Source organism: Pannus brasiliensis CCIBt3594 (genome assembly GCF_036688125.1).
Lineage (GTDB): Bacteria > Cyanobacteriota > Cyanobacteriia > Cyanobacteriales > Microcystaceae > Pannus > Pannus brasiliensis.
Genome location: NZ_JBAFSM010000036.1, coordinates 1 through 26,060 on the forward strand (window position 1 = coordinate 1; position 26,060 = coordinate 26,060).

A 26,060-nucleotide genomic window follows, 5' to 3' on the forward strand; every position below is an offset into this window, starting at 1 on the left:
TAATTGGTTCGCACACTGTTGCTACTGTACCTCATCTATCTGAGAAAGGCTGTAATAAAAACCCTGAAGGGATGGCGCTCCTATCGCCACCTGGAATAATCCAACTATCGTTCCCCAGAGAGGGTCTGACATAGACCAAAATATAGGACTGCCTACAAGAGCGGCGATGTCAATTTCGGGACATATATAACCAGTTGTACACTTGATAGATAATGCTATTGGAGCTACCATTAGAGCTTCCGTTAGAGATAGAAATACTAAGGGATTTTTTCGCAATTTAGTGTCAAAAATTTTCTCGAAATAAATTAGCAAATATACACCTAACATTGCTAATATTACTAGGGCTTCGACTGCGAATTTTTTAACAATCTAATAAATCAGATAACCGATAAACGCAGAGCAAAGACTATAAATAAAATTGACCGATAACAAAAGCAATCCCGAAAGAATGAGCCAATCCGAATCTACTGGTACCCCCGATCGAGCGCCGATAAATTCCGTCCCCGTCAGGTTCGCTCCCCGGAAATTCGCCCCCTGTATCTGACAATGACTAAAATTCGCCCCCGAGAGATCTTGTCCCGCTAAATCGGCTCCCCGTAGGTTAATTCCAGAGAAATCTCGCCAGCCATTCTGATATAACCACAAAAGTTCGGAAGTTTTCATGGCATCCCGTTAGTTTTTTGACGACTAACTAGCCTTCAGAGCGAAAATATCCGAGGCTCTATCTACCATGCTAGGCTATTTCAAAAGCATTCTCGTGAATTTTAGCAAAACTTCTAGATTCTTTAGGGGCGCGAGTTTCCCGGCGAGAAAATTCAATTCCCGCGAGAAACTTCCTTCAGGCCGCGACCGAAAAGCCGGACGGGACGACTTTTCGATAAAAATCCTGTAATTGAGAGGTCGCCGAACTCCAACTCCATTTTTCCGCCTCTAAACGCGCGTTTTGACGCAGTTTTTCCCGCTCTTCCGTCGCGGTTAACAGTCGTCGCGTCGCGGTGATCAATCCTTCCTCGTCCTTCGGATCGAAAAGATAGCCGTTTTCCCCGTCGGTGACGATATCGGGAATCCCCCCCGACGCGGCCGCCACCACCGGACAACCCGCGGCCATCGCTTCCAGTAACACTAATCCGAGGGTTTCCGTCCTGGAGGGGAATAAAAACGCGTCCGCGGAGGCGAAAGCGCTCGCGAGTTCCAATCCCTGCAAGTATCCGACGAAATTCGTTCTCGTTCCCGCGAAATGGCTCTCTAAGGCTTCCCGATGGGGGCCGTCACCGACGATCGCCAGTCTAGCAGACGGGATCGCTTCGAGAACCGGTTTAATGCGATCGATCTCCTTCTCCGCGGAGACGCGTCCGACGTACAGTAAGAGGGGATCGTCGGGATTTCCAGCCGATAACCGCGTCCGCATCGATCGAGAGCTTAAATGCGGTTGAAAAAGTTCTGTATCTACCCCTCTCTGCCAGAGATCCACCCGCTCGATGCCGTGATCGCGTAATTCTCTGACCATCGCGGTGGAGGTGCAGAGGTTCAAGCGCGCCTGATTGTGGGCGAGTTTTAAGAGTTCCCACAGTAGCCCCTCTAGCGAACCCAGCCCGTAGTGTTGCAAGTATTGGGGTAAATGGGTGTGGTAGGAAGCGACGAGGGGAATATTCATCGTTTTGGCGTAATAAATGCCCCCTAAGCCTAAAATCGCGGGATTGACGACGTGAATTAGATCCGGTTTGAATTTTTCGATCGCCCGGCCGATCGAGGGACGGGGAAAGGCCATTTTCAATTCGGGATAGAGGGGGAGCGGCATTCCCGAAACGCCGTGAATTCTCGCGCCTTTATACTCTTGCAATCCCCCGTCGGGAGAGAATACCAGCACGCGATCGCCCGCTCTTTCCAAGTGTTCGACGGTGTGTTTCAGGCGCGTGACGATGCCATCTATCTTGGGTAAGAAGGTTTCGGTAAAGAGGGCGATTCGCATAGAGTACAGACCGATAAAATTCCCATCGAGATCATATCGCGGAAAGGCCGAAGGTTTTCACCTCGTACCCGTTCCCCTCGATCGCCGCGGTTGCGAAATAGTCCCCGTCCGGCCGGTAGGTGTATACATTCCAATCCCCCCCGACATTTTCTAGTTGCAGGGGATCGATCGATACTTCCACCCGATTCAATCCCCCGGCGATTCCCGTCCCGATCGCTTTTAGATAGGCTTCCTTCGCCGTCCACAGTTGGAAAAACACCCGCTCTCTCTCCGGGTGATTCTCGATTAGCTCGTGTTCTTTAGCACAAAAAAAGCGTTTTGTCAAGCCAGAAAGATCGGAGAGCGATCGAACCCGTTCCACGTCCACCCCGACGCGTCGGCCGCGGGCGAACCCGTAGAAAGCCATTTCGCCGGAGTGGGAGACATTAAAGTGCGGGGAATCGCCGATACTCGGTTTCCCCCGCTCGCTGTAGAAAAAAACGATTTTTTCCGGCTCGATGCCGACGTATTCCCCCAGTAGCTCCCGTAAACGACCGCGGGCGACCAGGAAGCGACGGCGATCTCGATCGTGATAGTAACGGTTCGCCCGATCGATCTCGTCCGGGGAAAGTAGGCAGGTAAAACGCTCCACTTCGTCGGGGGGAACGTCGAGGCGGGCGAAGTGGAGATGAACTTCGGGAGCGGGGAGTCGATCGCCCATCGCGGTCGCGGGGATTTCAAGCGGGTAATCGGGAATCGCCCTCGTCGATGAAAATCAGATGACGATCGAGATCGTAGGCGATTTTACCGTCTTCTTTCATCTTACCGAGCAGGCGGGAGATGGTGACGCGGGTGGTGCCGCAAATACTGGCCAGTTCGCGGTGGGTGAGACGGACGCTCAAGCGTTGCCCGCCGGGGATCGGTTGGCCGAAATTGGCCCGCAACCATTCGAGGAGCAGGTAGAGACGCTCGTGGATCTGTCGCGAGCGGGAGATCGCTAACAGCGATTCCGTCTGGCACAGACGCGAGAGGAGTTGGGGGAGGACGATCTCGCGGATCGTCGGGGAATCGTTAATCTCCGCCGACCCGATCGAGATTAACTGCACCATATCACTGAGCGCGGTCGCGTGATAGCCCCGGAGAGCGGTCATACACTTGCCGAAGGGCATCGACGGCCCCACCAAACCCACGAGGGCGACCTCACCATCCTCGTCGATGGTGCTTAATTTCACCCATCCCTGACAGACTAACCAGAAATTCGCGGGATCGAGCGGGATATTTTCCCCCTGATGGTACACGGCTTTCGGTCGGGAGAGACGGGGATCGCGGCGATCGACGAGGCCGTTCGATCGACCGCCCCCTTGACCCGCTCGCAGGGTCCAGTGTAGGGTGATCCCCCCCCCGGAGAGCTCGCGGCCCGGGAAGACGGTGGCCTCGACCTCGCGAAATTCCCCCTGACGCGTTTGCAGGGTGAGCGGCCACTGTCGGCTCCGCTCCCCGCTCACTAACTGGAGCAGTTTGGCGGGAAATTCCCGACGCTCGCGGGGACTTAAAAAGACCTCTAGGGGTTTTCCGAACAAAAATCGCGCCGCCTCGACTTTGAAGAGATCGGCGGCCGCGGGATTGACCTGGACGATCGTGCCGCGTTCGTCGGTCACGAGATAGGGTTCCGGGAGAAAATCGAAGATACTTTTATAATACTGACGTTCCACTTCCAGACGCGCTCTCGCGCTGGCTAGTTCTTCCGCCTGGGCGGTCATCTGCTCGATCGCCACTTGCATTTCTTCCGAGGCGATCCCGAGTTCTTTATAGGCGGCACTGAGGAGGCGCTCGCTATCCACCTCGCCGGACGCGGCATCGCGATATAGCCCGTGTAGAGAATCTTGAAAATGTTTCAATCTTTCGGTGAACTTACCTACGGTCACGATTGGGCCTCCTAATACAGCTTTCTGGAATTTTATAGACTATCGATTTATATCGATGCTTTTTATCGACAGCAATTACAGATCGCCACCCGTCTCCGGGTGTAGCCATTAACCCGCTCCCGAAACCGGATGTCAAGCTAGGGGTAGAGGTGAGCGCGAGCGAAAAATCATTGCGTGGCGATTTACAATTATCTTTTACAGAAATAGTAGTCAAAAAGAAAGCCAATGTCAATCTTTTTTAAAGCGATCGGATTTGGCAGGTTCGAGAATGGAAAAACCGGCGATCGAACTCTCGAAAACTTGGACATTTCTTGCCGCTCGCACCGCTGAATTCTCCCGCCGAAAGAGACCGAAAACCGTCCCTAAAACGGGAAATCCGCTTTTCCCGATCGCCTCCCTCGCAAGAAATAGGTTATGAAAAAAAGAAAAAACCGTCTTTTTCGAGAAATCCCCGAGTACATCCAAACATCTATCGAAAGATATATTCGCTCAGAACAGGCTCGAACGAGGCAAAAACCTTTCTCCATAAGGCTTCGATGTCTTTCACGACCTCGGGGGTGCCGCTCTCTCTATTCGGGTATTTTCTGACTTCCGACAAGTTTTTTATACGCGTAACGATAGAGCGATCGAAGCGGGTTTATATATCGATCTTATCCGGTTGTCGTATCTAAAAGTGAGTCAAAAGCCTCGCGCCCTCTTTACAAATTAGAATTGTTCGCCGATCTTTTCCCGGAAAACCCGAGCCGAGCGATACTCGATCGAGACGGCAATTTTTCCGGGCAACGATCGCGAACGCGTTTTCGAGTCGGTAAAAACAACGCTCGATCGAGTAACCGTCTTTACTCCCCGCGGGAATTCCCGGAGAATACTCGCGAGATCCCATCAGAGCCAGCCTTCGCCGACGGGAAAATCGATCTCGATCGAGGGGAACCCCTCCGGCGATCGGAAAACGGCGCGCTCTCGTATCTTAATTACCTCTAAAGATAGATAACAAAAACCGAATTGCTCGTTAATAATTCCGCGAGAGGCTTATGGAAAGCGACGGACGGATCGGCGGTCACGGAACCGGTCCCGCGGGTGGGGACGCGAGAAACGGTGAGAGGGGAGATTCCGCTCGACGGAAACCCCGCCGGGGAGAGTTCCCGACCCCGACGGGAAAATGCTATAAAATCAAGAGTTCTCGAATCCGTGACCGGGGGGCAGGAGACCTCGAAGCGCGATTCGTTTTTGACGGTCTACAAACCTCAAAAACGGGAACTATACCGCGTGAATAGTTTTTTTTGCAATTTATAGCGATAATATTCTTCCTCCTGACTCCTGGCTCCCTAACCACACGACAATTTTTGAATTCCGCGAGAAGTCTATGGTACTTACCGAATCAACGATGTTATCCCTGGGGACGAAAGCCCCCGATTTCGCCCTACCCGACGTGGTTTCCGGAAAAACCGTCTCGCTCGATACCTTCACCGGGAAATCCGCGCTCCTCGTCATTTTCCTCTGTCAGCATTGCCCTTTCGTCAAACACGTCCGGGAAGAATTCACCCGACTCGGGAAAGATTACGAGAATAGCGCCCTCGGCATTGTCGCCATCAGCGCGAACGACGCGGGCAAATATCCCGATGATTCTCCCGAAAGTCTGAAAAACATGGCGCTAACGTGTGACTTTCGCTTTCCCGTGTGCTACGACGAGAGCCAGGAAACCGCCAAAGCTTACACCGCGGCCTGTACTCCCGACTTTTTCCTCTTCGACGGCGATCGAAAATTAGTCTATCGCGGTCAGTTAGACGATAGCCGTCCCAGTAACGGCTTACCGGTGACGGGTAAGGATTTACGGCAGGCGATCGAGGCGGTTTTAACGAAAAAACCCGTTCCCACCAACCAGAAACCCAGTGTCGGCTGTAATATTAAATGGAAACCGGGTAACGAACCTAGCTATTATGGCTAGGCGATCGATCTGTTAGCGTTTCGCCCGTGAATCGGGAGACGATCATCGCGCCGGCCGGTTCTCGCGCTAAAAAACCCCCTCTCTCCGGAACGGAAAAAGGAGGGTCAAGGGTTTGACAAGCAAGAGAAAATTATCCGATCAGATGGGCGAATAGCTCGATCGAGGCGTGAAAACCGTTCCCGACTAGAGCGATACACTGGTGGGTCAGGGGGAAACTATCGATCGCCATGCCCGCACATAACAGCATCATGTAGAGAATGGAAAATTTAAACAGCGATCGGGCGATATCTTTATCGAAAGGATGCTGTTTCACTTGCCACGCTTTTTTCAGGAAACTCACCCCTAACACCCCGGCGATGAGTCCGTAGACGATGCCGCAAGCGCCGAAGGGATAGACGAGAAGGAAAGTGAAGGGAACCACGATCAGCGTGTAAATCCAGATCTGATCCGCCGTTTCTTTCTCGCCTTTGACTACCGGCATCATCGGGATCTCTACCTCCGCGTAGTCGTCTTTAATCATCAGCGCCAACGCCCAGAAATGGGGGGGAGTCCAGAGGAAAACGATCGCGAACAGTATCCAGGGAACCCAACCGAGATCGCCCGTCACCGCCGCCCAACCGACGAGAGGGGGAATGGAACCCGCCGCGCCGCCGATGACGATATTCTGGACGCTATGGCGTTTGAGCAGATGGGTGTAGATCAGCATATAGAAGGCGATTCCCGACATCGCTAATAGTCCGCTCAAGGTATTGACAAAAAAGATAAAAAGTGCTAGTGAGCAGATCGCGAGAACGAGAGCGAAGATCAGGGCGTGGAGGGGTCGGACGCGACCGGAGGGAATGGGGCGGGCGCGGGTGCGGAGCATGGCGTGATCGATATCTCGATCGTAAATACAGTTGAGGGTTTGGGCGGACGCGGCCGCGAGGGTCCCCCCCAAGAGGGTGACGCAGAGGAGGAAGGGATCGATCGAACCTTTCGAGGCGATCCCCATCGCGGCGACCGTGGTGATCAGCAGGAGGGGAATAATTCTCGGTTTGGTCAGTTGATAGTAGCTTTTGGCGACTTGGAGAAAATTGTCGTGGTGGCGAATAACTTGAGTTCCGGTCATCTTGTTCGAGTCCTTAGAGGCTAGTCGGGGAGAGCGATCGATCGCGCGCGGCGAACGCGGTAAAAGCGACGAGGGTTCCGACGAGGGAAGCGCCGATCGTGTGGTGGGTAATCGTCAGGGGTTCCACCTGTAGATGCAGTTTCAAGGTGGCGATCCCGAGGAGGATTTGCAGGGCGACCAAAGCGCCCGCGGTGAAGGCCAGTGTACGGAGGACGGGATGGAGGGCGGGAGTTCGCCACGCGAGGAAAACTAGGATGATAACGGAGAGCGTGGCGGGAAAAACGCCGATAATATGGCTATTCATCACCGTACAGAGTTGGGAGGCCGTTAAACACTGGTGCGCCGCCCAACGCGAACCCACCAAGCCGCCGAGCAAGCATTGCAGGTACACCAGTCCGGTCGCGATGCCCCCGACGGGAGCGAGAGATCCGGCCGTGTTCGTGGAACGGTAGGGGGTCAGACAGACGGCGATAACGATCAGCGTGGAGAAGAAGAGGAGAGCGGTTCCTAAATGGGCGGTCACGATGTCGAATTGGAGTAATCGCGTCACCGTCAGCCCGCCGAGGATGCCCTGAAAGAGAATCAACGCGAGGGCGGCGATCGAACTCGGAATCATCCATCCGGGTAACTCCCGTCGATACCAGACGGATAAACCCACGAGGGCGATCGTGCTGAAACCGATTAAAGACGCGTCCAGACGGTGGAACCATTCCAGAAAGACCTGAAGATTCATCTGCTGGCTCGGTATCCACTGCCCGTAACAGAGCGGCCAGTCGGGACAGGCCAGACCCGCGTTCATCACCCGCGTGGCGCTACCGACCACCATCAGGGCGAGGGTGGCGATAACGATCTTCCAGACCAAGCGGCGTATCCAAACCCGGACGTTACCGGGTTCTCGGAGCGGTGTCGGGTTGAAAACAGATTCTGTCATCGCGGTCGATCGTCCTCAATTGATAGGTCTGAATTGTTGGCTTTCTCGCCTCTTTTAGTTATCACTCTGAACGAGTTTTTTGACGACGTGTAAAACCCTTTAGAGATTCTTTAGGATCGCGGGGATTCTCGTTACATTGTTTTACATAAACCCCAAAGAAAATCGAAAATCGGTAATTTAGATAACCTTCCGCTCGGTCGATCCCGAAGAAATTCTAAAATTCCCGAGAGATCGATCGAAAAATTTCCGTCGATTCCGGAATCATGTTTTAGCCTTAAGTAAGTAGGCATTCTATAGCTATTGAAAAGGTCGTGAAAATTCCTAGTAGTATCCTGACTCTTGTACTCGGGATCGTCATCACTCTCATTAGTCTTTGGTACGGTCAACATCACGGATTAATGCCCGTGGCCGCTTCCGAAGACGCGAAAGAAATCGATGCCGTCTTCAACCTGATGATGACGATCGCCACGGGGCTCTTCTTCATAGTAGAGGGCGTTCTGATTTACTCGGTGATCCGTTTCCGGCGCAAACCTGGGGATCAGACCGACGGCCCGGCGATCGAGGGCAACGTTCCCCTAGAGATCTTCTGGACGGCGATCCCGACCATCATCGTCTTTATTCTTGCCGTCTATAGTTTCGAGATCTACAACAACATCGGCGGCCTCGACCCGATCACCTCTAGGGATGCCGCCCCCGCGGTCGCATCGTCCGGCCATCAACACGGCACGATGATGGCGATGGGAGGCGATCGACAGGTCGCGCTCGGCATCGGCCCCGACTACGGCGCGGAAGGCGCGAACCCCCTCGTCGTCAACGTCAAAGGGATTCAATACGCCTGGATCTTCACCTATCCCGAAACCGGCATCACTTCCGGGGAACTACACGCGCCCGTTAACCGACCCGTACAACTGAATATGGAAGGCGGCGACGTGATCCACGCGTTCTGGGTTCCCCAACTGCGACTCAAACAGGACGTGATCCCCGGTAGAATATCGGTACTATCTTTCACGGCCGATCGGGTCGGTCAATACCCCATCATCTGCGCCGAACTCTGCGGGGCTTACCACGGCGGCATGAAATCCAGCTTCGTCGTTCATTCGTCGGAAGATTACGACAAATGGGTGCAAGAGAACACGATCGCCGAGACGGAGAGCGATAAAACCGTCGCCGTTAACCAGACCAACCTAACGGACGGCCAATATCTCGCCCCCTACGTTCAAGAAATGGGCATCAACACCGAAATTCTCGCCCGAGTTCACACCCACCATTAAACCGTAGGGTGGGTTAGCACCGTGTAACCCACCGAAAAGCTCGATCTCTGATATAAAACACGATTTTCGATCGGAAACCAACGGGCTAAAAACCGGGCGGTAGGGGAAAAGTTTTTGTCCGGAGTAAAAGCTTTGAAAAACTCGCCTCCTGCCTCCTCTAAACCGAACTCTTTCGTTTTGTAATCCTCGAAACCGCGAACGAATATGACTACATCAGCCGAAACTACCACCGGATCGGCGACGGCGGAAGTGATCCACCACCGGAAGTGGACGGATTACTTCACCTTCTGTACCGATCACAAGGTAATCGGGATTCAATACCTCGTTACCGCTTTTCTCTTCTTCTTTATCGGGGGAGCCTTCGCGGAAGTTCTCCGCACCGAACTGGCTACCCCCGACCCCGATTTCGTCTCCCCCGAACTCTATAACCAATTCATGACCATGCACGGGACGATCATGATCTTCCTGTGGATCGTTCCCGTCGGTGCCGGTTTCGCCAATTTTCTGATCCCGTTAATGATCGGGGCGGAAGATATGGCGTTTCCCCGTCTCAACGCCGTCGCTTTCTGGCTGAACCCTCCGGGGGGGCTATTATTGCTGGCCAGTTTCTTCGTCGGCGCGCCGCAATCGGGTTGGACTTCTTATCCTCCCCTGAGCTTGATCAGCGGCAAATGGGGCGAGGAATTGTGGATTTTAAGTATTCTGTTGATCGGAACGTCATCTATCTTGGGGTCGATTAACTTCATCACCACGATCCTGAAAATGCGGATGCCGGAGATGGACCTGCACAGTATGCCCCTGTTCTGTTGGGCGATGCTGGCCACCTCCACCCTCGTCCTACTCTCGACTCCCGTGTTAGCCTCGGCGCTGGTGTTACTCTCTTTCGATCTGATCGCGGGAACCAGTTTCTTTAATCCCACGGGAGGCGGCGATCCGATCATTTACCAGCATATGTTCTGGTTTTACTCGCATCCCGCCGTCTATATCATGATTTTGCCGTTCTTCGGCACGATTTCGGAGATATTACCCGTTCACTCCCGAAAACCGATTTTCGGCTATCGGGCGATCGCCTATTCCAGTCTCGCCATCTGTTTCCTCGGTCTGATCGTTTGGGCGCACCATATGTTCACCAGTGGAACCCCCGGCTGGTTGCGGATGTTCTTCATGGCGGCGACGATGTTAATCGCCGTTCCCACGGGAATCAAAATCTTTAGCTGGTGCGCGACGATTTGGGGCGGAAAACTCACTCTCAACAGTCCTTTACTCTTCGGTGTCGGCTTTCTATCCTCCTTCCTCATCGGGGGGTTAACCGGGATCATGGTGGCTTCGGTTCCCTTCGATATTCACGTCCACGATACCTATTTCGTCGTCGGTCACTTCCATTACGTGTTATTCGGCGGAACGGCGATGGCGCTTTTCGGCGCGGTGTACCACTGGTTCCCGAAAATGACCGGCCGGATGTATAACGAAACCCTCGGTCGTATCCATTTCGTTCTCGCCTTTATCGGTTTGAATTTAAGCTTCATGCCGATGCACGAGTTGGGATTACTGGGCATGAACCGTCGTATCGCCCTCTACGACCCGCAATTTACGGATCTGAACGTTCTCAGTACCATCGGGGCGTATATTCTGGGGATTTCCAGTATTCCCTTCGCGATTAACATGGTTTGGAGTATCTTTAAAGGCGCTCCCGCGGGACGCAATCCCTGGCGCGCGTTAACCTTGGAATGGCAAACCGCCTCGCCGCCGATTATCGAGAATTTCGAGGAAGCCCCCGTTCTCTGGGCCGGCCCCTACGATTACGGTATCGATACCGAGGAACTGGCCGAACAGGAAACGGTACAGGATCTCCTCGCCGAAGTGGGCGCGGAATCGAAATAAGAATAACGCCGTGAATACCGGCTATGGATAGGGCGAGGAAACCTCGCCCCTACACGTAACATACAAGGATTGTTGTCATGCAAGGTTCAGCGATCGAAGATAGCAAACTCTCCCTGAATTACCACCCGGAAACCTCGGCCCACGACCACGCGCACGGGCATCCCGATCATCGATTATTCGGCGTGGTTCTCTTCCTCGTCGCGGAAAGTGCCATCTTTTTCGGCCTCTTCGCCGCGTTCTTGTTCTACCGCGCCATGTTGCCCGTCTGGCCTCCCGCGGGTACGCCGGAGTTGGATTTAACCCTGCCCACCATCAATACCATCGTCCTGGTGGCGAGTAGTTTCGTCATGCACATGGGACAAAAAGCCATTAAACAGAATAATAATTCCGGTTTACAGTTGTGGTTCGGTATCACCGCGCTGATGGGAATCGCCTTCCTTTTCGGTCAGGGTTACGAATACTATCACGCGGAATTCGGCTTGAAAACGAACGTGTTCACGAGCGCGTTTTTCGCGTTAACCGGGTTCCACGGTCTACACGTTACCTTCGGTCTACTCCTGATTCTCTCGGTGTTATGGAGATCCCGCGCTAAAGACCATTATTCCGCGCGATCGCATTTCGGGGTCGAAGCGGCCGAACTGTACTGGCACTTCGTCGATGTGGTCTGGATTATCCTGTTTTTACTCGTCTATATTTTGAGTTAATTTCCATGACCGAGAAGGAGAGGGCGATCGATGAGATCGTCCTTTTTTTGTGAGAGAGTAAAATTTTAACGCTCGCGCGATTGCCGTTGTAAGTCTTCCAGCATCGCGGGAGATAAATCGGTCAAGCGGGCGATTTCCTCGATCGAAAAACCCGCTAAGAACATTTTTCGGGCGATCTGTCGGGCTTTCTCCTCTCTCCCTCTAGCTTCGCCTTCCTCTCTGCCTTCCTCTCTGCCTTCCTCTAGAATTCGCTGATAAATGACGGATTCTCTCATGATGTCACTCCGTAAGATTCGATCGATGATCTCTCGATTCAATACTAACCCGGCGAGAATACTGGAGGCGGCGGCGAGATTACTTTTCACCCGGTTCGGGGATAGACTTTCTAGAGAACGCGATACTCTCGTTAATACCTGTTCGGGGTTATCTGTATCGCTGAGAACGGCAAACGGGAGCAATCCGGGTAGACTAAAAAAGGATTCCGTTGGTTGTTCCCATAATCGGATCACCTCGAAGGTGTGAGACGTATTCCTCAGATGGAAACTGTCTTGTCGGACTAACGGGGAGTCGGTAGGCCGTAAATAGATTACTACCTGCCGCGCTTCTTTCCGGGGATGGCGACGATGTAATCTCACCCGATAATCGAGCATTCGGAAAGGAATATCGGGATCGGGAGCGGTTTGAAACTCGGTATGTAGGATTAATTGTTCGGATTGTAGGAAAATGAGCGAATCGGCACGGATCGGATCGACGGCTAATTCGGCGGGATCGAGGACGTTGAGAGGTACCGGAGAACCGAGTAACCAAGTCGCTAGATCGTCGCGGAAGTTTTCGGCGATAAACTTACAAATATTATCGAACATCGAGAGGGAAAATAGGTGATGACCTAATTATCGCCGACAGAGCGATCGGACTAAATCGATCGAGGTCTCTCGCGAGATGAAATGTAAGCGATAGAAGAATTTTTCTGGCGATCGAGCGAATTTTATCTTTATAGACAATCTTTAATTTCTCGTTTTCCTCTGAATCTCGTAGCCGATCAACAAAGTGACGGCGACCAATAAAGGTAGTAAATAATAAACCCCGCGATAGGCGATTAACGCGCCTAATAAATCGGGTTGACTGACTGTTTCCGGTCGTAATTTCAACATGATCAGTTCAAAAACTCCCGCTCCTCCCGGCACATTACTAATCACCCCCGCGGTCATCGCGAAAACATACAAAGCGAAAAACGCCATGAAGGACATCGGATAGTGATCGGGTAAGAGAACGTATAAAACCCCCGCCGCTAACGCCCAATCGACAAAAGAAACGACGATCAACCCGATCGATAGGGGTAAAGAAGGAAGGGAAAATTCCTCGTTCGCGATCCGTAACGGTTTTTTCACGAAGGCCGCCAGGAAAAAATAGACGACGAGAATCCCGAGAAAAATCGCTCCCACCGGACGCGCGGTTTCAAAGGGTAAACGTAATAATTTCGGCACGTCCAGCGGATCGAAAAGATAAACCACACCGCCGAGTCCCAACATTCCCAACCAGAAACTAAAATGGGTAAAACCGATCACCCGGGCGATATCCATCGTTCCCACCCCCGCCGGAGAGTAAAATCGATAACGGATCGCCGTCCCGGAGAAAATCGTCATCCCGATCGTGTTTCCCAGCGCGTAACTGATAAAGGAAGTCTGGACAATTCTCCCCAGGGAAATCCATCGATCGATATAGTGAAATCCGAGGAGATCGTAACCCGCCATCGAGAGATACCCCAAAACCATCAGGACAATCGACTCGAACTTATTCGTAGTGGGAATGCTATTAAAACTCGCCACTAACTCGGCGAAAGTATAATGTTTGAATTCTTCGGTAATCGCCCCGACCGCTAGAACGAACAAGACGAGCGCGATGGCGATCGGGATAAATTGGCGCAGGCGTTTCATAAAATATCCAAAAAGTCAAACTGCAAATATACTCAATCCTCCTCGCTAAATAACTGCTCGTCGAGATAATTCACGCGGGCGTAGGGTTCGAGGGCGGCGAGGATCTGTTTCCCGTAACTGCGGGCGTTGACGCGAGTATCGAGGACGGCGACGATCCCCCGAACCGATCGAGAGGGCATAACCGAGCGCTGGATCTCGCGTACCGCCGTCGGTAGGAGATAGAGACGGAACCAATCGCGATGCTGTCGTTTATGATAGGCGATCCGTCCGGCCACGAGGGGATTTTCCGGCGAGGGAAGTGGAAGGGTGGCGACGATCAAAAGGTGCGGGATCGGGAAATCCTCCTGATGTTCCCGCCAGAATTGCCAGCCACAGACGAGAATCCCGTTCGCGCCGATCGCGTTTTTTTCCACCTGTACCCGCGAACCGTAATCGGCGGCCAGAAGGGTGGCGATCCGCGACCGTAGGGGAACATCCTCGATAATCAAGACGATCGAACCGGAGCGATCGCCGAAAAAATCGATTAATTCCCGCGACCGCTCGATTAGCATTCTCTGGAATTCGGGAGTATTGGGCGCGGGTAATCGTTCCGGTAGATAAAGATGAATGAACTCGCTCTCTCGATCGGCGGAAAATTTTACCGTCAGCGTTTCCCCTACTCCGTGTTGTTGTCGGTAGAGATCGGCTGATTTTTCCGGATCGAGAAACCCCCCCATCAACACGAAAGGCTGTCGCGGCCAGATCGGTTTTAACGCGCCCGCCACTTCCATCGGGCTAATCTGTAAAGTAAACTGTCCCGTCTCCCGATTCACCGAAGTCCAGGGTAAATAGTTATTTTCTCCCATCTTCCGCCAGAAACGGACAAAAGCGGATTCGATCGGCAATTCCGGGGTTAATACTTCTAACAGCGACTGTAAATGTTCGCGTTCCGTCGCGTCGATGAGATAGCAACCGTAGGGATTGGGGGGATGGGAGAGAATACTGCGCGCGAGTTTCGCTTGAATCGATCGGATCAATTCCGCGTGACGGGGGTAAGATTCGATCGCCTCGATCCAGTCCCGCGGGGCGATCGAACCCGTCAGAAAATGCACCGTCCACGTTTCCAATTCCTCGGCCCGATCGATCAGCGTGGGAATTCGATCGGGAATCCTCCCTAACGATAACAGTCGATCGGCCAGCCAATCTTTCGGCTCGATTAACAATAATCCTTGAAAATCCTCTCCCGGCCAGCGATCGCCCCGAACGATCGCCTTCTCCGTCTGTAACCATCCCTCTAGCTTCGGAATTTCCACGTCGAGAAGACGCGTTAACTCCGAATCGGGCGCGACGAGAATCGCCGGATCGTTCCCCATCAGCGCGGGGGTAAGATAACTGAGACAATAGCGGTGGAGGGTGGTTCCCGTTTGCAGGAGCGACGATCGTTGCAAACGCAAAGCCCGCGCCACCAGCCGCCCCATCGTTAGATGATGTTGCCAGTGAAACCGTTCCCGTTCCCGTAAGAAACCGAGTAGGGAAGAATGAACCTCTGCCTCTAATAAAACCATCAGCCTTATCCACTCGTCTCGATCGGGCGGGGAACGGCCCTAGACACATAGTAGCTCGATCGCCCGGCTACTTTCGGGATTTTCCCCGAGCGGCGTAAAGATGGATCAGGGAGGGTAACAGCGAGAGAACGATAATTCCCACGATAATCGGTAATAAATATTTATCCACGTCCGGAATGACTTTGCCGAGAAAATAGCCCGCGATTGTCAGTCCGAAAGTCCAGATGAAGCCGCCTAAGATGTTATAGAAGGAAAACTTTTTCCGTTCCATCACCGTCATCCCCGCGACGATCGGCGCGAAAGTACGGATAGCGGGCATAAACCGCGCCAGAACGATCGCCTTATTGCCGTGACGCTCGAAAAAGTCGCGAGCGGCGAAGAGATGTTTCTCGCGAAATAACCAGTTTCCCCCGTTCGCGAAGAGTATTTTTCCCAGCTTTTCCCCGGTCAGATAGCCGAGACTATTGCCGAGAACAGCGCAAATAAAACAGCCGAAAATCAAAAGCCAGAGATTTAAAAAACCTTGCGAGGTGAGAAAACCGGCGGTAAATAACAAACTATCGCCGGGCAAGAAGAAAATAATACTCGATTCGGCAAAAACAAAAGCCCATACCCCGAAGTAACCGAGCGATCGAATAAGGTCTGGCAGGGGAGGTAAGCTGAAGTGCATGACAGGTGAAGCGGTGTCAGGGCTAGAAAAAGTAGAATAACACATTCTCTAATCCTTCGAGACCGGCGATCGGACGAAGACTATCCGCGGGCATACTAGCTTTAGTTCACCGCGATGGTAAATTTATGGCGAAAAGGTCTAATCTTCGCGAAAATCTCGAAAAAGAACTGGAACCGGGAGAATCGATCGAGTGGATCGAACAACCGATCGCCCGTTTTTTCATCCGTTCCACCGTAATTACCGCGCTCGCCGGAGTTTTCGCGCTCGGTTTTATCTCCTTCTGGCTGTACGGTTGGCTGGAAATGACGACCCTTCGGGGGGCGAGAACAACCGATCCGATGAGTAATTGGGTTCGGAATAGCGGGGAATTCGTGGGAATATTCGGGATTTTGATAGCGATCGTGCCGCTATCGGTTCCTATCCTTCACTGGCTAGAAATGAGAGGAACGATCTACGCGATCACGAATCGAAGGGCGATTCTTCTGAAACCCGGTTTCCCGCGCGTCGTCCAGTCTTTTTTCCCGCGGGAATCGGTGATGATCGAGCGTCGCGATAATGTTGACGGTAGCGGAGATCTAATCGTTTTCACGCATCGATCGAAAGATTTTGACAACGATACCATCACGCGGGAATTCGGCTTTAAATACCTGCGAAACCCGCGGGAATTTGAAAAAATGCTCCGACAGATCGATCGATACGGGAGTTGAGAGCGGAGAGCGATCGCTCGCCGACCCGACGAAAGGAAAGCGGGCGGATTGTGAGATGATGGAAAGATTCGGTATTCTCGATGACAAGGATATTTTTATACAGATGGCAGAGATTCAATTTTCTAAAGGCTTACGAGAAACGGTGGTTCCCGATGTCCGCTTGAGCCGCACGAAAAACGGCGAAAAGGGATCGGCGAAGTTTTATTTCGACGAACCCGCGATCTTGGGACAGGGACAGACCGAGGAAATCACCGGGATGTACCTGCTCGACGAGGAAGGCGAGATCGTCACCCGCGAGGTGAAAGGCAAATTTATTAACGGCCGCGCTAAAGCGATCGAGGCCACGGTCAACTTAAATTCTCCCGCCGAATGGGATCGTTTCATGCGCTTTATGGAACGCTACGCCAGCGAAAACGGCCTGGGTTTCACCAAATCCTCGTGATATGTCCCCGATTCCCCATCCCGACCTCGCCCCGATCGAGATTACCTGCGCTGTCCTCACGGTGAGCGATACCCGTACCGTCGAGACAGATTCTAGCGGGCGGGAGATTCAAGAATCCCTCGCTCGATCGGGTCATCGGATCGGCCTGTACCGGATTATTCCCGACGAACCGAATCAAATTCAAGCTTTACTACAAGAAATCGGCGATCGGGGCGACATCGACGCGCTGATCCTCAACGGGGGGACGGGAATCGCCCCGCGGGACACCACTTACGATGCCCTCGTCCCGCTGTTAGAAAAAACCCTCCCCGGATTCGGCGAGATCTTCCGCTATTTAAGTTATACAGAAATCGGCTCGCGGGCGATCGCTTCCCGGGCCATCGCGGGCAGTTATCGCGGCGTTCTCGTTTTTTCCCTCCCCGGCTCCACCAACGCCGTCAAATTAGCCCTAGAAAAGCTAATTCTCCCCGAAATCAAGCATTTAGTCCAACAGATGAAAGGTTAAACCGTAGGGTGGATTAGCGAAGCGTAATCCACCAAAAAGACCGTAACGAAGCGTAACTTCAAAAGAATCGGGTAAAGATCGATAGATTAAAAGCGATCTTACCCCTTTTCCCCTTCCCCTTTCCCCTTTTCCCCACGAACTCCCCCACACCTAACTCGTCACCGGATGGAAATAAAAAGCCAGCGCTAACACGGTGTAGGTCGCGAGGAGTAACATTCCCTCCAGCCAGTTCGATCGACCGTCGTTACTGATCGAGTTCGCCAACCAGACCGCGACCGCGACCGCGACCAACTCGAAGGGATTGAAATCGAGATCCATCGGCTGACCGATAAAATAACCCGCGATCACGAGAACGGGCGCGACGAAAAGCGCGATCTGCATACTCGAACCGACAGCCACGGAAACCGAGAGATCCATCTTATTTTTCAGCGCTACCGTGACCGCGGTGGCGTGTTCCGCCGCGTTACCGATAATGGGCAGGAGAATCACCCCGGTGAATAGGGTACTCAATCCTAACTCGCTCGTGGCTTCCTCCAGCGTTTCGACCAGTAGTTCCGATTCCACCGCCACCCCGATCGTCACGACAAATAATACTGCTACCCACAGCCAGAGATTGGGCATCTCGATCTTCACTCCCTCCCCCGGATCTTCATCGAGATCCGCGACCCCCACCTCGTAGAGATAGGTATGGGTTTTCATCGAAAAAAGCAAACTCAGGCAATACACGAAAATCAACACCAAAGCCACCGCCACCGAGAGACGTTGTAACACCGCTTCCCCGACTCCCGCGGACGTGTATTGAACGGCGGTCGGTAAGAGGATAGCGACGACGGCGAGATTCATGGCGGAAGCGTTCAATCGGGCGGTAATCGGTTGAAATTCCTGTTCCTTGTAACGTAATCCGCCGAGAAACATCGATACTCCCATCACCAGGAGCAAATTTCCGATAATCGAACCCGTGATCGTCGCCTTGACCACATCGATCAAGCCGCTTTTAAGGGCGACGTAAGCGAGAATCAATTCCGTGGCGTTGCCGAAAGTCGCGTTCATCAACCCGCCGATGTTGGGGCCGACGACAACGGCGATCTCTTCGGTCGCCTCGCCCATATACCCGGCCAGGGGAACGATCGCCAGACACGCGCTCAGGAAAACGATCGTCCCGTCCCAGTGTAGGAACGATCCGGCGATCGAGATCGGGATAAAGATGAGCAATAAGCCAAACAACGTGTTTTTATTAACCATACAATCGATATTCTGTCAAGAGAAAGCTTCGTTCGCGCGGACGGAGCCGGTACTATTTCGCCCGATCGGCCTTCCCATTATCGGTTATCCGACCGGGGAAACCCTCTCCCTCTCTAATTTCCTTTATCTTTAAGCGCTGTCGATTTTTTCGATCGCCCCCGAATATACGGAATCCCGCGAATTCTATCTTTCTAACCTTCTCAAAGCCCGATCGATATTGAACAATAGTGAGTAGTTACAAAACGTTACCTGACTCGCACACAGCTTTATGGCTACCGACGATCGCAAACGACGCATTCTCGATCACCTCTCCCAAAGTTCCGGCGGCGCGGGCTACCTTCCGAAAAAACCCTTCGCTTCCGCCGAACCCGCTTCCGTACCGACCGAACCCGTAGTACCCGCGCCCGCGCCCGTTCCTTCCCCGACCCCGAAAGCCCAAGACCGAAAACGGCGCGTCATGGATCATCTCTCCCTGAGTAGTCAGGACTTCAACGATCTCGTCAGCAAATCTGAAGAAGACAGACGCAAGCGGAAGATCATGGATCATATCCGCGAGAGTAGCCAGTAACGGGAGATGAGGGAGGTGAGGGAGGTGACAGGGTAAAGGATTAAGAAAACTCTTTTCCCTTTTCCCCTTCCCCTTTTCCCTAAAAAATTTCCCCATCTCCCCACTCCCGACACCCAACTCCTCAACTTTCTTGTCGCGATTCTGAGAATTACGTTACATTTAGTTAAGAACGTAGTAACGATTCCGAAAAATTTGGCATATCTGGAGCTATAGTCTTGACAAAAATCGCCAAATAAGATAATCGAAAACTCTTTATTCTAGAACCACCGGTCAAACATGAAAATATCTTGGAAAACGATTTTACTGTGGTCTTTACCCGCCCTTGTCGTCGGCTTTTTTCTCTGGCAGGGGACATTCGTGACCGCCACGAGTAACATCGGCAGTAATACCGCCAGCACGCGCATGACCTACGGGCGTTTCCTGGAATATCTGGACGCGGGTAGGGTCGTTAGCGTGGATCTGTACGAGGGAGGCCGGACGGCGATCGTGCAGGCGATCGATCCCGAACTAGAAGACCGGGTACAACGGTTACGGGTCGATCTGCCCGCGAACTCTCCCGATCTGATCGCCCGTTTACGCGACACGAATATTACTCTGGACGCGCATCCCGCCCGTAACGATAGCGCGCTCTGGGGTTTCTTGGGCAATCTGATTTTCCCCTTCCTCTTAATCGCCGCCCTCTTCTTCCTCTTCCGTCGTTCTAGCAATATTCCCGGCGGCCCCGGTCAGGCGATGAACTTCGGCAAATCCCGCGCCCGTTTCCAGATGGAAGCGAAAACCGGGATCACCTTCGATGATGTGGCGGGAATCGACGAGGCGAAAGAAGAATTACAGGAAGTCGTCACTTTCCTCAAACAACCGGAGAAATTTACCGCTGTCGGCGCGAAAATCCCTAAAGGAGTCTTATTAGTCGGGCCTCCCGGAACCGGGAAAACCCTACTCGCGAAAGCGATCGCCGGGGAAGCCGGGGTTCCTTTCTTCAGTATCTCCGGTTCCGAGTTCGTGGAAATGTTCGTCGGGGTCGGTGCCTCTCGCGTCCGGGATCTCTTTAAAAAGGCCAAAGAAAACGCTCCCTGTCTGATCTTCATCGACGAGATCGACGCGGTGGGCCGGCAACGGGGCGCGGGTATCGGTGGCGGTAACGATGAACGGGAACAGACCCTGAACCAATTACTGACCGAAATGGACGGTTTCGAGGGCAATACCGGCATTATTATCATCGCGGCGACCAACCGCCCCGACGTGCTGGATTCCGCGCTCATGCGTCCGGGTCGTTTCGATCGCCAGGTGATCGTCGATGCCCCCGATTATAAAGGCCGTCTGGAAATTCTCGAAGTTCACGCGCGCAATAAAAAACTGGCCCCCGAAGTCTCGATCGAGGCGATCGCCCGACGCACTCCCGGCTTTAGCGGCGCGGATCTGGCCAATTTACTGAACGAGGCGGCGATTTTAACCGCCCGTCGTCGGAAAGACGCGATTACCATCCTAGAGATAGATGATGCCGTCGATCGGGTCATCGCCGGGATGGAAGGCACTCCCCTCGTCGATAGCAAGAGCAAACGGTTGATCGCCTATCACGAGGTCGGTCACGCCATCGTCGGCACGGTGTTAAAAGACCACGATCCGGTGCAGAAAGTCACCCTCATTCCCCGCGGGCAGGCTCAGGGTTTAACCTGGTTCACCCCCAACGAGGAACAGGGGTTAACGACCAAATCGCAGTTAATGGCCCGGATCAAGGGCGCGTTAGGCGGTCGCGCGGCGGAAGAGGAAATCTTCGGTTATGACGAAGTGACCACCGGCGCGGGGGGAGATCTGCAACAGGTGACGGAAATGGCGCGCCAGATGGTGACGCGTTTCGGGATGAGCGATCTCGGCCCTCTCTCGCTAGAAAGTCAGGGCGGCGAGGTGTTTCTCGGGGGCGGTCTGATGACCCGATCGGAATATTCCGAGAAAGTGGCCACGCGCATCGATGACCAGGTGCGATCGATCGTCGAACTCTGTCACCGCGACGCGCGGCAGATCGTCCGGGACAATCGCGAGGTGATCGATCGGGTGGTGGATCTGCTCATCGAGAAAGAAACGATCGACGGCGCGGAATTCCGCCAGATCGTCGCCGAGTACACCCACGTTCCCGAAAAAGAACAATTCGTCCCCCAGTTGTAGGCGGACGGTAAGAACATTCGATCGGGTGGGTTCAGGCTCATCCGATTTTTTACGGCCGCTCTCCCCGATCGAAAATAAAAATCCCGATCGGGAGAAAAAAATCGATTTTCCCGTCAAGGGATTTGCTACACTACCTTGCAATTCTTTGTTTTTTGGCGAAATAGCCCCTATCATAAAGTTGACCGGGCAAGGTTCGGTCGAATTTTCCAGAATAGTGTCGTGGGAGTCAGGAGTGACAACAGTGAAAACGGTAGATTTTAACGGACAACCTTTCCATTTCATCGGTATTGGCGGTATCGGGATGTCGGCGCTCGCGTATATCCTCGCCAAGCGTCATTTACCGGTCTCTGGCTCCGATTCACGGCCTAGCCATATTACCCAACGCTTACAGGCGGCCGGCGCGCACGTTTTCAACCGCCAGGAAGCGAAAAATCTCGAATTATTCCGTTCCCGTCTCTCGGTACTCGACCCCGGCAACGGTCACGGCAAAAATCACGACTGTATCCCGCAGGTGATCTGCTCGACCGCGATTAACGATCGCAATCCGGAATATCAAGCGGCCAGAGAGTTAGGATACCCGATTTTTCACCGTAGCGACGTGTTAGCCGCTTTAATCGCCGACTACGATAGCATCGCCGTCGCCGGAACCCACGGGAAGACCACGACCAGCAGTTTAATCTCCTACGTGCTGTTAGAAGCCGGTCTCGATCCCACGATTATCGTCGGTGGCGAGGTGGACGCGTGGGAAGGAAACGCCCGGCTCGGTCAGGGTCGCTATCTGGTGGCGGAAGCGGACGAGTCCGACGGTTCCCTGACCAAACATTCCCCGAAAATCGGCGTGATCACCAATATCGAACTGGATCACCCCGATCACTATCAAAGTCTCTCGGAAGTGGTCGATACTTTCCGCGTCTTCGCCGATCAGTGCGAGGTATTAGTAGCTTGTTTAGATTGCGAGACGATTCGCGAGCATTTCCAACCGACGATTAGTTATAGCCTCGATCCGGCTAAATCCGCCGATTATACGGTTAAAGATATTATTTACGAGCGCGGGATGATGAAAGCGGAGGTCTGGGAGAAGGGCCAGTACCTCGGCGTGATGGAAGTGAAGATTCCCGGACAACATAATATTAGTAACGCGCTGGCGGTGGTGGCGATCGGCCGCTATCTAGGCTTAGAATTCGAGACGATCGCCGACGCGATCGCCACCTTCGAGGGCGCGAAACGCCGTTTCGAGTTTAAAGGGGAAGCCAACGGGATCACCTTTATCGACGATTACGCGCACCATCCCAGCGAACTGCGGGCGACTCTCTCCGCGGCGAAACTGAAAGTCCAGCAAAAACAATACAAACGCTCGATCGCTATCTTCCAACCCCACCGCTACAGCCGCACGGCCACGTTTTTAGAGGAATTCGGCACCGCTTTCGGCGACGCGGATATCGTGGTTCTCACCGATATCTATAGCGCGGGCGAGGTGAACGTGCATCGGGTTAGCGGTCAACAGGTGGCGATCGAGGTGGGACAACATCACCCGAAAGTTCACTACCATCCCGAATTGAGTTCTCTAGGCGAATTTTTACAGGATATCCTACAACCCGGAGATCTGGCGATGTTTCTAGGCGCGGGCAATCTCAACGGAATTATCCCGGAAATGCTCTCTCTCTATAGCTTAACGACTAGCCGGATCGCGTAGGCGGAAAAAGACGCGGAAGGTGGGGGGGTGAAGGGAAACCCTCTCCGGACGCGAGAGGATCTGTCACGGAAATCCCGATTTCTCCGGGCGACCGGAAAACGGGAAAAGATATCCGCGCTCGTATTCTGACACGATCGCGGGAGAGAAAACAGGATTATCGGATAAAACCCGTAATTTCCGTTTTTTTCTCAAGAATTCGATAGCTTCGATTTTTGGGGTTTTACAGCGTTTTCTACTTCGACGGGGTAAGACCTGAATTCCCGACGCTATACTACGAGGTATTTTCGTCCTGACTCTAGCTTTCTCTAATTCACGTTCACTTTACCGACCCACACGAGTTATGACCCTCCATTCCCTATCTCTCTCGAATGCCATCTGCCCGATCCGATCGAATGTTTCCCTCGCGGAATTCACCTCCTATCGGGTGGGGGGCGAGGCGCGATGGTACGCGGAACCTCGGGATCTCGCGGGATTAAAAGCCTCGATCGATTGGTGGCGAGAGCGGGATCTGCCGCTGACGATCCTGGGCGCGGGATCGAATTTACTGATCAGCGATCGGGGTCTGCCGGGTCTGGTTATTAATACCCGTCGCCTGCGATCGAGTTCCTTCGACGCGGAAACGGGGACGATTACCGCGGCCGCGGGGGAACCCCTCCCGAAATTAGCCTGGAGAGCGGCGAAACGGGGCTGGAAAGGGCTGGAATGGGCGGTCGGTATCCCCGGAACCGTGGGCGGCGCGGTGGTGATGAACGCGGGCGCGCACACCTCCTGTATCGCCGATCGATTGGTTCGGGCGATCGTTCTCAACCCCGACGGGGAGATCGAAACCCTCGCGCGGGAAGATTTACACTACAGTTACCGCACCTCCCGCTTACAGGGAGATAATCGCTTGGTCATCGAGGCGACTTTACAGTTAGATCCGGACTCGACCGAGGAGGAAATGATGGCCCTCACCACGCGCAACCTACACCATCGCAAGAATACCCAACCCTACGATCGCCCCAGTTGCGGCAGTGTTTTCCGCAACCCGAAACCGAAGTTCGCGGGCGCTCTCATCGAGGAATTGGGCTTGAAAGGCTACCGGATCGGCGGCGCGCTCGTTTCCCCCCTCCACGCCAACTTTATCGTCAATATCGGCGAGGCGAAAGCGTCGGATATTCTCCATCTCATCCGTCACGTACAGGAACAGGTTTCCGATCGCTTCTCTCTGTGGTTAGAACCGGAAGTGAAGATTTTAGGCGAGTTTGAAGGAATTTAGCCGGCGAACGGTATCCATTTTTACAATAGAAAGAAGATCGTAGAGTCGGGAGTCGGGAGGCAGGAGGAGAGGGTAAAGATGAGGGACTGAAAAGGAATTTTTTCCCTTTTCCCCTTCCCTTTTTCCCAAAAAACTCCCCTTTTCCCCAAAAAATTCCCATCCCCCCATCCTCCTCGGAACCCGCGCCCGATGAACCGAGTCCTAGTTATTCGGGATTCCCAACGATATTTTTATCGAAAAACCGCTATACATACGGATCATGAAAGTTAAAGTATCACTGGCGCTGGCCGCCTTGATGACCGCGAGTGTCAACTCGATCGACCCCCTAATCTCGACCAAAGCCCAGACTTTCGACGAACAGCCGATCGATCAGACCAAAATGGTGGCGATCGCCCGTCCCTACGGAAGCAATAAGTACGACTTACTGGTACTCGAACAGATCCCCGGAAAGAAACAATGCTGGAGTGAGAGCGGCTCGAATCCCGTGATGATCGATCCCCTCCTCCTCAATTTCGATTTCACCGGCATCTGTCGTCGGGCTACCGATAGTAACGGTTATTCCATCCGTCTCGACGGTCGCGATTTCGGCCTCGATTATATTCTACGGATCGTCGAGCGCGGCGGCGAATTGGTGTTAGTCGGCACCCCCCGCGATACCCGACGGCCGGAATTGGTGGTCGGCCGGACGCGGGGAATGCAACAGGGTTTTATGAAAATCATCCTCGAACCGGGCTGGCAGTTTAGCCGTCGCGCCTTTCAGGGCAAGAGTCTCGGTCATTTCTACTTCACCGGCAAGGAAGCGGAAGTCCTGGCGGCGGCCGGAAAAACGCCCCCGCCGGATACCAATACCACTTCCCCGGCCGCGAGTTTTCGGGATACCGGCAACGATATCTATAAAGCGGAGATCGAGAAAGCGGTCGCGCTGGGATTCGTGGCGGGATTTAAGGAGGATAATACTTTCCGCCCGGAAGAACCCGTTACCCGCGAGCAGTTTACCGCGATGGTGATCGGCGGGATGGGAACGGTCGGGAAAATCAATATCGATGAGGTAGCCGCCGGGGGTACGACGTTTAGCGATGTCGAGCCGACCCGATGGAGCGCGAAACGGATTCAATGGGCGCGAGCGAACGGGATCATCGCCGGGAAAGCGGGCGGTCAGTTCCGTCCCACCGATCCGGTCACGCGAGCGGAAATGATGGCGATTTTGAACAAAGCCGCCATCTATCTAAAGACACAAAATAAACTCTCCCCGGAACTACTAGAAACGAAAACGCCGATCGCTTTCTCCGATATTTCCGGGCATTGGGCGGCCGGTGTGATCGAGCAGATGTCCGGTTTCTGCGGGGTGGCCTCTCCCCTGAACGAACGGGGAACGGATTTCGCTCCCAACGATCCGGCCAAGCGGAATTACGCCGCGGCCGCGATCGTCCGGACGCTCGATTGTGTGAAGACGCAGAAGAAATAGAGCGATCGACGGCGATCGAGAGAGACGTGAGAATCCGATCGAGGCGGGGGCGTGAAGTTCGCGCCCCCTTCGCGTTGTAGTCCTGACTTTCCCGGCTTCTAACTCCTGAACTTTCCAGACTTTTTCGGCTTTCGATGTCCGGGTGTTATCGCGATA

The 26,060-nt window shown here is 53.5% G+C and carries 23 protein-coding genes; 12 read left to right on the top strand and 11 right to left on the bottom strand.

The window, feature by feature from the left end:
- Positions 1 to 369: 369 nt before the first annotated feature.
- The 4 genes from V0288_RS16935 to V0288_RS16950 form a co-directional block, all read right to left on the bottom strand.
- Positions 370 to 663, bottom strand: a complete 294-nt coding sequence (locus tag V0288_RS16935; RefSeq protein WP_332866320.1) for a pentapeptide repeat-containing protein — start codon at positions 661 to 663, stop codon at positions 370 to 372.
- A gap of 175 nt (positions 664 to 838) precedes the next feature.
- Positions 839 to 1,969 carry a glycosyltransferase family 4 protein gene (locus tag V0288_RS16940; protein WP_332866321.1) on the bottom strand — a complete coding sequence of 377 codons (1,131 nt, stop codon included), beginning with the start codon at positions 1,967 to 1,969 and terminating at the stop codon, positions 839 to 841.
- 31 nt (positions 1,970 to 2,000) lie between these two features.
- On the bottom strand, positions 2,001 to 2,669 hold the full coding sequence (locus V0288_RS16945; RefSeq protein WP_332866322.1) for a 4'-phosphopantetheinyl transferase family protein: 669 nt from the start codon (positions 2,667 to 2,669) through the stop codon (positions 2,001 to 2,003).
- Positions 2,670 to 2,685: 16 nt separating this feature from the next.
- Positions 2,686 to 3,873 carry a helix-turn-helix domain-containing protein gene (locus V0288_RS16950; RefSeq protein WP_332866323.1) on the bottom strand — a complete coding sequence of 396 codons (1,188 nt, stop codon included), beginning with the start codon at positions 3,871 to 3,873 and terminating at the stop codon, positions 2,686 to 2,688.
- A 1,363-nt stretch (positions 3,874 to 5,236) separates the two neighbouring features.
- Here V0288_RS16950 and V0288_RS16955 point away from each other — a divergent pair.
- Positions 5,237 to 5,818, top strand: a complete 582-nt coding sequence (locus tag V0288_RS16955; RefSeq protein ID WP_332866324.1) for a thioredoxin family protein — start codon at positions 5,237 to 5,239, stop codon at positions 5,816 to 5,818.
- Positions 5,819 to 5,948: 130 nt separating this feature from the next.
- On the opposite strand, the gene V0288_RS16960 is transcribed toward V0288_RS16955, so the two are convergent.
- Both V0288_RS16960 and V0288_RS16965 read right to left on the bottom strand, forming a co-directional pair.
- Positions 5,949 to 6,926 (bottom strand): heme o synthase, encoded by a 978-nt coding sequence (locus tag V0288_RS16960; protein WP_332866325.1) that lies wholly within the window; start codon positions 6,924 to 6,926, stop codon positions 5,949 to 5,951.
- Between the two features lie 13 nt (positions 6,927 to 6,939).
- Positions 6,940 to 7,857, bottom strand: a complete 918-nt coding sequence (locus V0288_RS16965) for a COX15/CtaA family protein (RefSeq protein WP_332866326.1) — start codon at positions 7,855 to 7,857, stop codon at positions 6,940 to 6,942.
- A 311-nt stretch (positions 7,858 to 8,168) separates the two neighbouring features.
- Here V0288_RS16965 and V0288_RS16970 point away from each other — a divergent pair, with 311 nt between their 5' ends.
- The 3 genes from V0288_RS16970 to V0288_RS16980 all read left to right on the top strand — a co-directional run bounded on the left by V0288_RS16970 (position 8,169) and on the right by V0288_RS16980 (position 11,713).
- Entirely contained in the window at positions 8,169 to 9,128 is a 960-nt protein-coding gene (locus V0288_RS16970) for a cytochrome c oxidase subunit II (RefSeq protein ID WP_332866327.1), read from the top strand.
- Positions 9,129 to 9,332: 204 nt separating this feature from the next.
- Positions 9,333 to 11,009: a cytochrome c oxidase subunit I gene (gene ctaD / locus V0288_RS16975; protein WP_332866328.1), complete on the top strand. Its 1,677-nt coding sequence runs from the start codon at positions 9,333 to 9,335 to the stop codon at positions 11,007 to 11,009.
- A gap of 77 nt (positions 11,010 to 11,086) precedes the next feature.
- Positions 11,087 to 11,713 carry a cytochrome c oxidase subunit 3 gene (locus V0288_RS16980; protein WP_332866329.1) on the top strand — a complete coding sequence of 209 codons (627 nt, stop codon included), beginning with the start codon at positions 11,087 to 11,089 and terminating at the stop codon, positions 11,711 to 11,713.
- Between the two features lie 65 nt (positions 11,714 to 11,778).
- Here the strand turns inward: V0288_RS16980 and V0288_RS16985 are convergent, their stop codons facing one another.
- The 4 genes from V0288_RS16985 to V0288_RS17000 all read right to left on the bottom strand — a co-directional run bounded on the left by V0288_RS16985 (position 11,779) and on the right by V0288_RS17000 (position 15,906).
- A complete protein-coding gene (locus V0288_RS16985; protein WP_332866330.1) occupies positions 11,779 to 12,576 on the bottom strand; it encodes an Rpn family recombination-promoting nuclease/putative transposase in 798 nt (265 codons plus the stop codon).
- A gap of 141 nt (positions 12,577 to 12,717) precedes the next feature.
- On the bottom strand, positions 12,718 to 13,647 hold the full coding sequence (locus V0288_RS16990; RefSeq protein ID WP_332866331.1) for a lysylphosphatidylglycerol synthase domain-containing protein: 930 nt from the start codon (positions 13,645 to 13,647) through the stop codon (positions 12,718 to 12,720).
- 32 nt (positions 13,648 to 13,679) lie between these two features.
- Positions 13,680 to 15,191 (bottom strand): helicase C-terminal domain-containing protein, encoded by a 1,512-nt coding sequence (locus V0288_RS16995; protein ID WP_332866332.1) that lies wholly within the window; start codon positions 15,189 to 15,191, stop codon positions 13,680 to 13,682.
- A 67-nt stretch (positions 15,192 to 15,258) separates the two neighbouring features.
- Positions 15,259 to 15,906, bottom strand: a complete 648-nt coding sequence (locus V0288_RS17000) for a DedA family protein (RefSeq protein ID WP_332866333.1) — start codon at positions 15,904 to 15,906, stop codon at positions 15,259 to 15,261.
- Positions 15,907 to 15,986: 80 nt separating this feature from the next.
- Here V0288_RS17000 and V0288_RS17005 point away from each other — a divergent pair, with 80 nt between their 5' ends.
- The 3 genes from V0288_RS17005 to V0288_RS17015 all read left to right on the top strand — a co-directional run bounded on the left by V0288_RS17005 (position 15,987) and on the right by V0288_RS17015 (position 17,515).
- A complete protein-coding gene (locus V0288_RS17005) occupies positions 15,987 to 16,568 on the top strand; it encodes a hypothetical protein (RefSeq protein ID WP_332866334.1) in 582 nt (193 codons plus the stop codon).
- A gap of 103 nt (positions 16,569 to 16,671) precedes the next feature.
- The gene (gene psb28 / locus V0288_RS17010; protein WP_332866374.1) at positions 16,672 to 17,010 is read left to right on the top strand and encodes a photosystem II reaction center protein Psb28; all 339 of its coding nucleotides are present in this window, start codon (positions 16,672 to 16,674) and stop codon (positions 17,008 to 17,010) included.
- Between the two features lies 1 nt (position 17,011).
- Entirely contained in the window at positions 17,012 to 17,515 is a 504-nt protein-coding gene (locus tag V0288_RS17015; protein WP_332866335.1) for a MogA/MoaB family molybdenum cofactor biosynthesis protein, read from the top strand.
- Between the two features lie 150 nt (positions 17,516 to 17,665).
- Here V0288_RS17015 and cax read toward each other — a convergent pair whose 3' ends face one another.
- Complete coding sequence (gene cax / locus V0288_RS17020) at positions 17,666 to 18,757, bottom strand: calcium/proton exchanger (protein ID WP_332866336.1); 1,092 nt, start codon at positions 18,755 to 18,757, stop codon at positions 17,666 to 17,668.
- Between the two features lie 268 nt (positions 18,758 to 19,025).
- Here cax and V0288_RS17025 point away from each other — a divergent pair, with 268 nt between their 5' ends.
- From V0288_RS17025 to V0288_RS17045, 5 genes are all read left to right on the top strand, one after another.
- Positions 19,026 to 19,325, top strand: a complete 300-nt coding sequence (locus tag V0288_RS17025) for a hypothetical protein (RefSeq protein WP_332866337.1) — start codon at positions 19,026 to 19,028, stop codon at positions 19,323 to 19,325.
- A 276-nt stretch (positions 19,326 to 19,601) separates the two neighbouring features.
- Positions 19,602 to 21,488, top strand: a complete 1,887-nt coding sequence (gene ftsH2 / locus V0288_RS17030) for an ATP-dependent zinc metalloprotease FtsH2 (RefSeq protein ID WP_332866338.1) — start codon at positions 19,602 to 19,604, stop codon at positions 21,486 to 21,488.
- Between the two features lie 301 nt (positions 21,489 to 21,789).
- Positions 21,790 to 23,181, top strand: coding sequence for a UDP-N-acetylmuramate--L-alanine ligase (murC, locus tag V0288_RS17035; RefSeq protein ID WP_422662004.1), 1,392 nt, complete (start codon positions 21,790 to 21,792; stop codon positions 23,179 to 23,181).
- Between the two features lie 340 nt (positions 23,182 to 23,521).
- Positions 23,522 to 24,439, top strand: coding sequence for a UDP-N-acetylmuramate dehydrogenase (murB, locus tag V0288_RS17040; protein ID WP_332866340.1), 918 nt, complete (start codon positions 23,522 to 23,524; stop codon positions 24,437 to 24,439).
- 259 nt (positions 24,440 to 24,698) lie between these two features.
- Entirely contained in the window at positions 24,699 to 25,904 is a 1,206-nt protein-coding gene (locus V0288_RS17045) for a DUF3747 domain-containing protein (protein WP_332866341.1), read from the top strand.
- Positions 25,905 to 26,060: the final 156 nt, after the last annotated feature.

Bases quoted from the DNA above. Each gene is read 5' to 3' on its own strand.
- V0288_RS16935 (WP_332866320.1), bottom strand. From the start codon at position 663: ATGAAAACTTCCGAACTTTTGTGGTTATATCAGAATGGCTGGCGAGAT.
- V0288_RS16940 (WP_332866321.1), bottom strand. From the start codon at position 1,969: ATGCGAATCGCCCTCTTTACCGAAACCTTCTTACCCAAGATAGATGGC.
- V0288_RS16945 (WP_332866322.1), bottom strand. From the start codon at position 2,669: ATGGGCGATCGACTCCCCGCTCCCGAAGTTCATCTCCACTTCGCCCGC.
- V0288_RS16955 (WP_332866324.1), top strand. From the start codon at position 5,237: ATGGTACTTACCGAATCAACGATGTTATCCCTGGGGACGAAAGCCCCC.
- V0288_RS16960 (WP_332866325.1), bottom strand. From the start codon at position 6,926: ATGACCGGAACTCAAGTTATTCGCCACCACGACAATTTTCTCCAAGTC.
- V0288_RS16965 (WP_332866326.1), bottom strand. From the start codon at position 7,857: ATGACAGAATCTGTTTTCAACCCGACACCGCTCCGAGAACCCGGTAAC.
- ctaD (WP_332866328.1), top strand. From the start codon at position 9,333: ATGACTACATCAGCCGAAACTACCACCGGATCGGCGACGGCGGAAGTG.
- V0288_RS16980 (WP_332866329.1), top strand. From the start codon at position 11,087: ATGCAAGGTTCAGCGATCGAAGATAGCAAACTCTCCCTGAATTACCAC.
- V0288_RS16985 (WP_332866330.1), bottom strand. From the start codon at position 12,576: ATGTTCGATAATATTTGTAAGTTTATCGCCGAAAACTTCCGCGACGAT.
- V0288_RS16990 (WP_332866331.1), bottom strand. From the start codon at position 13,647: ATGAAACGCCTGCGCCAATTTATCCCGATCGCCATCGCGCTCGTCTTG.
- V0288_RS16995 (WP_332866332.1), bottom strand. From the start codon at position 15,191: ATGGTTTTATTAGAGGCAGAGGTTCATTCTTCCCTACTCGGTTTCTTA.
- V0288_RS17000 (WP_332866333.1), bottom strand. From the start codon at position 15,906: ATGTGTTATTCTACTTTTTCTAGCCCTGACACCGCTTCACCTGTCATG.
- V0288_RS17005 (WP_332866334.1), top strand. From the start codon at position 15,987: ATGGCGAAAAGGTCTAATCTTCGCGAAAATCTCGAAAAAGAACTGGAA.
- psb28 (WP_332866374.1), top strand. From the start codon at position 16,672: ATGGCAGAGATTCAATTTTCTAAAGGCTTACGAGAAACGGTGGTTCCC.
- V0288_RS17015 (WP_332866335.1), top strand. From the start codon at position 17,012: ATGTCCCCGATTCCCCATCCCGACCTCGCCCCGATCGAGATTACCTGC.
- cax (WP_332866336.1), bottom strand. From the start codon at position 18,757: ATGGTTAATAAAAACACGTTGTTTGGCTTATTGCTCATCTTTATCCCG.
- V0288_RS17025 (WP_332866337.1), top strand. From the start codon at position 19,026: ATGGCTACCGACGATCGCAAACGACGCATTCTCGATCACCTCTCCCAA.
- ftsH2 (WP_332866338.1), top strand. From the start codon at position 19,602: ATGAAAATATCTTGGAAAACGATTTTACTGTGGTCTTTACCCGCCCTT.
- murC (WP_422662004.1), top strand. From the start codon at position 21,790: ATGTCGGCGCTCGCGTATATCCTCGCCAAGCGTCATTTACCGGTCTCT.
- murB (WP_332866340.1), top strand. From the start codon at position 23,522: ATGACCCTCCATTCCCTATCTCTCTCGAATGCCATCTGCCCGATCCGA.
- V0288_RS17045 (WP_332866341.1), top strand. From the start codon at position 24,699: ATGAAAGTTAAAGTATCACTGGCGCTGGCCGCCTTGATGACCGCGAGT.